The following is a 5,493-nucleotide window of genomic DNA, read 5'->3' as shown; positions in this document are numbered from 1 at the left end:
GGTCAGGCCGCGCGCGACGACGCCGGCCGGCGCTTCCGCTGGCTGATCGCGCCCCGCTCCACGGTCGTCCAGCCGGGGCCCGTGCACACCGGTCTCACGGCGGATCCCGCCGCCGAGGCGCTGCGGCTGCTCGACCTGCTGGTCAGGTAATGGCTCACACCGGCCGAGCAGGCCGTTGACACTGGGTGCCAAGGCTTCTAGCGTCACGTCTGCCGAAGGTACTAAGCGGTCGCTCACCAGAGGGGCGTACCGTGAGAGCCGCAGGTTTGGTCTTTCAAGGGCTTCCCAAGGGCGAGGAGAACCAGCAATGTCCACCTCAGAGCAGCGCGTCGCCGTAGTCACCGGTGCCGCGCGCGGCATCGGCGCCGCGACCGCCGTACGACTGGCCGCCGAGGGCCGTGCCGTCGCGGTGATCGACCTCGACGAGGCCGCGTGCAAGGACACCGTGGAGAAGATCACCGCCGCCGGCGGCAGGGCGATCGCGGTGGGCGCCGACGTCTCCGACGAGGCGCAGGTCGAGGCCGCCGTGGCGCGCGTCGCCGAGGAGCTCGGGGCGCCGACCATCCTGGTGAACAACGCGGGCGTGCTCCGTGACAACCTGCTGTTCAAGATGAGCGCGACCGACTGGGACACGGTCATGAACGTGCACCTGCGCGGTTCCTTCCTGATGACGCGGGCCGTCCAGAAGTACATGGTGGACGCCAAGTTCGGCCGCGTCGTCAACCTCTCCTCGTCCTCTGCGCTCGGCAACCGCGGCCAGGTCAACTACTCCGCCGCCAAGGCCGGTCTGCAGGGCTTCACCAAGACCCTCGCGTTCGAGCTCGGCAAGTTCGGTGTCACCGCGAACGCCGTCGCGCCCGGCTTCATCGTCACCGACATGACCGCCGCCACCGCCGAGCGGGTCGGCATGGGCTTCGAGGAGTTCCAGGCCGCGGCCGCCACCCAGATCCCGGTCCAGCGCGTCGGCAACCCGGACGACATCGCCAACGCGATCGCCTTCTTCACGGGCGACGCGGCCGGCTTCGTCTCCGGCCAGGTGCTGTACGTGGCCGGCGGACCGCTCAACTAGGGCCGGGGGACAGGGACATGACCACTGTGGAACTCTCGGGCAAGGTGGCCCTCATCACCGGCGCCAGCCGCGGCATCGGCTACGGCGTCGCCGAGGCGCTGCTCGCCCGCGGCGACCGGGTGTGCATCACCGGCCGCAACGAGGACGCGCTCAAGGAGGCCGTCGAGCAGCTCGGCGCCGACCGCGTGATCGGCGTCGCGGGCAAGGCCCACGACGAGGCCCACCAGGCCATCGCCGTCGAGCGCACCATGGAGGCGTTCGGCCGCATCGACTTCCTGATCAACAACGCCGGTACGAACCCGGTGTTCGGGCCGATCGCCGACCTCGACCTCAACGTGGCACGCAAGGTGTTCGAGACCAACGTCGTCTCCGCGCTCGGCTTCGCCCAGCGGACCTGGAAGGCGTGGCAGAGCGAGAACGGCGGCGCGATCGTCAACATCTCCTCGCTCGCGGGCGTCCAGGCCTCGCCGTTCATCGGGGCGTACGGCATCAGCAAGGCCGCGATGATCAACCTGACGCTTCAGCTGGCGCACGAGTTCGCGCCCAAGGTGCGGGTCAACTCCATCGCGCCCGCCGTCGTCAAGACGCAGTTCGCCAAGGCCCTGTACGAGGGCCGCGAGGAGGAGGCGGCCGCGGGCTACCCCCTCGGCCGGCTCGGCGTACCGTCGGACATCGGCGGCACCGCCGCGTTCCTGACCTCGGAACAGTCGGACTGGATCACCGGGCAGACGCTGGTGGTCGACGGCGGGAAGTTCCTCAACGCCGGAGTCTGACAACGGATCTCGATCGTGGACGCCCGGGCGGCTTGGCCGAAAAACGCCCGGGCGTCCACCTGTCCAGGGTGCTACCAGGAAAGAGACCGTTCCGACACTTTCCGCGATACTTGCTGATCAAGGGCCCTGCCAGTGTGAAGGCCCAACCGGCCGGGCGCTGCGGTATCGTGCGCCCACCCTTGTGGTATGGCCGATCGAGGAGCGTGCGCGTGTTCAAGCGGGACAGATACCTGCGTCAGATGGGGGTGATCACGTCCATATCCCTGGTCGCCGGATGCGGCGTATTCTCCTCAAACTCCTCCGACGAGGGGAAGTCGATCCTCGTGGGGACGACCAGTGAGCCCAGCACACTGGACCCGGCGGCCTCCTGGGACAACTCCTGGGAGCTGTTCCGCAACGTCCACCAGACCCTCCTGAACTTCCCCGCCGGCGCGTCCGAGCCCGAACCCGACGCCGCCGAGAGCTGCCGGTTCACCGACGGCGCGAGCACCGTGTACAGCTGCAAGCTGCGCGACGGGTTGAAGTTCTCCAACGGCAACACGCTGGACGCGAAAGCCGTCAAGTACTCCATCGACCGGATCAAGAAGATCAACGTCAACGGCGGCCCCGCCGGTCTGCTGAACAGCCTCTCCCGGGTCGAGACGAAGGGCGACCAGGAGGTCGTCTTCCGTCTGAACCAGCCCGATGCGACGTTCCCCTTCGTGCTCTCCACGCCCGCCATGTCGATCGTGGACCCCGAGGAGTACCCCGCGAACGCGCTCCGCAAGGACGGCAAGGTCACCGGCTCGGGGCCGTACAACCTGGAGTCCTACGAAGAGGGCAAGCAGGCCGAGCTCGTCAAGAACGGCAGCTACAAGGGCATCGCGGACCGGAAGAACAGCGCCGTCACCATCCGCTACTTCCGGGAGTCGGCCGCGATGGCCGACGCCCTCAGGGACAAGCAGATCGACGTCGTCTACCGCGGTCTGCGCGCCTCGGACATCGTGGACATCCAGGACAACAGTGGGGACGATGGTCTCCAGCTCGTCGAGAACCCCACCACCGAGATCAGCTACCTGGTGTTCAACCCCAAGGACCCGTGGGCCAAGAAGGTCTCGGTCCGCAAGGCCATCGCCCAGATCGTCGACCGGCCCGCGCTCGCCCACAACATCTACAAGGACACCGTCGAGCCGCTGTACTCGATGATCCCCAAGGGCCTGGTCGGACACACCACGGGCTTCTTCGACGACTTCGGGAACCCCAGCTCCGCCAAGGCCAAGCAGATCCTGGCGGAGGACGGCATCACCGAGCCCGTCCCGCTCACCCTCTGGTACACGACCGACCGCTACGGCTCGCAGACCAAGCCGGCCTTCGAGGAGCTGAAGCGGCAGCTGGAGGCCTCCGACCTGTTCAAGGTCACGCTCAAGAGCCGCCCCTGGAAGACGTACGTCGGGGGTTACCAGAAGGGCGAGTACCCGGTCTTCGGGCGCGGCTGGTTCCCCGACTTCCCGGACGCCGACAACTTCATCGCCCCCTTCGTGGGCGAGCAGAACGCGCTCGGCACGCCGTACGACACCCCTGAGATCACCGACAAGCTGATACCCGATTCGCGCCGGGAGAGCGACCGCGGCGCCGTGGCCCCGGAGTTCGAGAAGGCCCAGCAGATCCTCCTCGACGACGCCCGTCTGCTGCCGCTGTGGCAGGGCAAGCAGCACGTCGCAGCGAACGAGGAGATCGGCGGCGCCGAGAACGCCATCGACCCGGCGACGATGATGGCGATGTGGGAGCTGTACTGGAAGACCAGCTGGTAGCGCGGGCACTTGGGCACTCGGGCCCGATTGTCAGTGGGCGCCTGTAGGTTCTGTGCTCTGACGGTGGCCGCGCCTCGCGCGGCCACCCATGGCCGCGTGCTCCGCGGCCGTGAAGTGAGCGCACACCGGAGGAAGTTGACGTGACCGACACCGCCATGCTGCCCGAGTCCTGGCGCGGCGTCCTGGGCGAAGAACTCCAGAAGCCCTACTTCAAGGAGCTCACCGAGTTCGTCGAGGAGGAGCGCGAGAAGGGTCCCGTCCACCCGCCGCGCGAGGAGGTCTTCGCCGCACTGGACGCGACGCCGTACGAGAGCGTGAAGGTGCTCGTCCTCGGCCAGGACCCGTACCACGGCGAGGGCCAGGGCCACGGCCTGTGCTTCTCGGTCCGTCCGGGTGTGAAGACCCCGCCCTCGCTGCGCAACATCTACAAGGAGATGCAGGCGGAGCTGGGCACGCCGATCCCGGACAACGGCTATCTGATGCCGTGGGCCGAGCAGGGCGTCCTGCTGCTCAACGCGGTGCTGACGGTCCGCTCCGGCGAGGCCAACTCGCACAAGGGGAAGGGCTGGGAGAAGTTCACGGACGCGGTGATCCGGGCCGTGGCCGACCGGCCCGACCCGGCCGTCTTCGTCCTGTGGGGCAACTACGCGCAGAAGAAGCTCCCGCTCATCGACGAGGAGCGGCACATCGTGGTGAAGGGCGCGCACCCCTCGCCGCTGTCCGCGAAGAAGTTCTTCGGCTCGCACCCGTTCACGCAGATCAACGAGGCCGTCGCCAAGCAGGGCCACGACCCGATCGACTGGCGGATCCCCGACCTGGGGTGATCCCCGACCTGGGGTGACGTCACACGTCACCACGTCGCCACGACGCGTGCCACGACCCGCCGTCACGAGGTTCGGCGGGTCGGTGGGCCGTTCGTCACCGTCCTGGCCCAGTGGCGCGCGGGGCCCCCGGGGCTGCCTGAGCTCGTTTGTCAGTCTCTGCCGTTAGCGTCGGGAGAGGTGACGGAACGACCGGCGCGGGCGCTGCGGCCGGCGGACGAGCGTGGAGGACGATCCGGTGGCGGAGCAACAGGAGCAGGCGGCGGCGGACGCGATGATGACCAGGATCGGGCAGGTCGCCATGCTCCTCCACGGCGGTGACCGCGAGGAGGCCCGGGGCCGCTTCCTGGATCTGTGGGACGAGATCGGCGAGGACGGCGACGCGCTGCACCGCTGCACGCTCGCGCACTACATGGCCGACGCACAGGACGATCCCTCGGACGAACTCGCCTGGGACCTGCGGGCCTTGTCGGCGGCGGACACACTGACGGACACGCGGATCACGGAGCACCCGCAGTCGCTCGCGGTGCGGGCCTTCTATCCCTCCCTCCATCTGAGCCTCGCCGTCGACTACGCGAACCTCGGCCGCTCCGAGGCCGCCCGCAGCCATCTGCGCCGGGCCCGCGACACCGTGGGCGTCCTCGGCGACGACGCGTACGGGGACGGTGTCCGGGCGGGCATCGGCCGCCTGGAGCTGAGGCTCGACGAGGAGGGGCCGTCTGGCGGGGCACCGGAAGCGGCGCCGGGGCAGGGGAGAGGACCGGGAGGCGAGACGCTCGGGCCGCCGCGGCAGCGGCCCTAGACGGCGTCGCGTGGTCGCCTGGGCCTGTACGTCGCTGTTACGTCGCCGTCGGCGGATCGGCGCCCCGGTCGGTCAACGTCCGTACACGTCCTTGCAGATGGTCGCCTGCGGGCTGTCCGGGTTCCAGCCGCCGTACTGCCTGCCCAAGCCGCACACATCCGTGCCCACCGGAGCCGTCGCCCCGGGCTGACGGGGAACCGCGGGGCGCTCCGGCCGCCGGGGCTCCTGGTGCCGCGGC

The 5,493-nt window shown here is 69.2% G+C and carries 6 protein-coding genes; all 6 read left to right on the top strand.

What is annotated here, in order from left to right:
* On the top strand, positions 1–150 hold a 150-nt coding region (locus O3Q52_RS48095), incomplete at its 5' end, for a DUF3037 domain-containing protein (RefSeq protein ID WP_269654778.1).
* A 157-nt stretch (positions 151–307) separates the two neighbouring features.
* Positions 308–1,069, top strand: a complete 762-nt coding sequence (gene fabG, locus O3Q52_RS48090; protein WP_269654777.1) for a 3-oxoacyl-ACP reductase FabG — start codon at positions 308–310, stop codon at positions 1,067–1,069.
* Between the two features lie 17 nt (positions 1,070–1,086).
* Positions 1,087–1,842 carry an SDR family oxidoreductase gene (locus O3Q52_RS48085; RefSeq protein ID WP_269654776.1) on the top strand — a complete coding sequence of 252 codons (756 nt, stop codon included), beginning with the start codon at positions 1,087–1,089 and terminating at the stop codon, positions 1,840–1,842.
* 209 nt (positions 1,843–2,051) lie between these two features.
* Entirely contained in the window at positions 2,052–3,632 is a 1,581-nt protein-coding gene (locus tag O3Q52_RS48080; protein WP_269654775.1) for an ABC transporter substrate-binding protein, read from the top strand.
* Between the two features lie 140 nt (positions 3,633–3,772).
* Complete coding sequence (locus tag O3Q52_RS48075) at positions 3,773–4,456, top strand: uracil-DNA glycosylase (RefSeq protein ID WP_269654774.1); 684 nt, start codon at positions 3,773–3,775, stop codon at positions 4,454–4,456.
* Positions 4,457–4,691: 235 nt separating this feature from the next.
* Positions 4,692–5,255, top strand: a complete 564-nt coding sequence (locus O3Q52_RS48070; RefSeq protein WP_269654773.1) for a hypothetical protein — start codon at positions 4,692–4,694, stop codon at positions 5,253–5,255.
* The last annotated feature ends 238 nt before the right edge of the window (positions 5,256–5,493 follow it).

It is taken from the genome of Streptomyces sp. ActVer (assembly GCF_027270795.1).
Classification (GTDB): Bacteria; Actinomycetota; Actinomycetes; order Streptomycetales; family Streptomycetaceae; genus Streptomyces; species Streptomyces umbrinus_A.
Note: the sequence above shows the minus strand (reverse complement) of the source record. Positions and strands in the feature narration are given on the sequence as shown.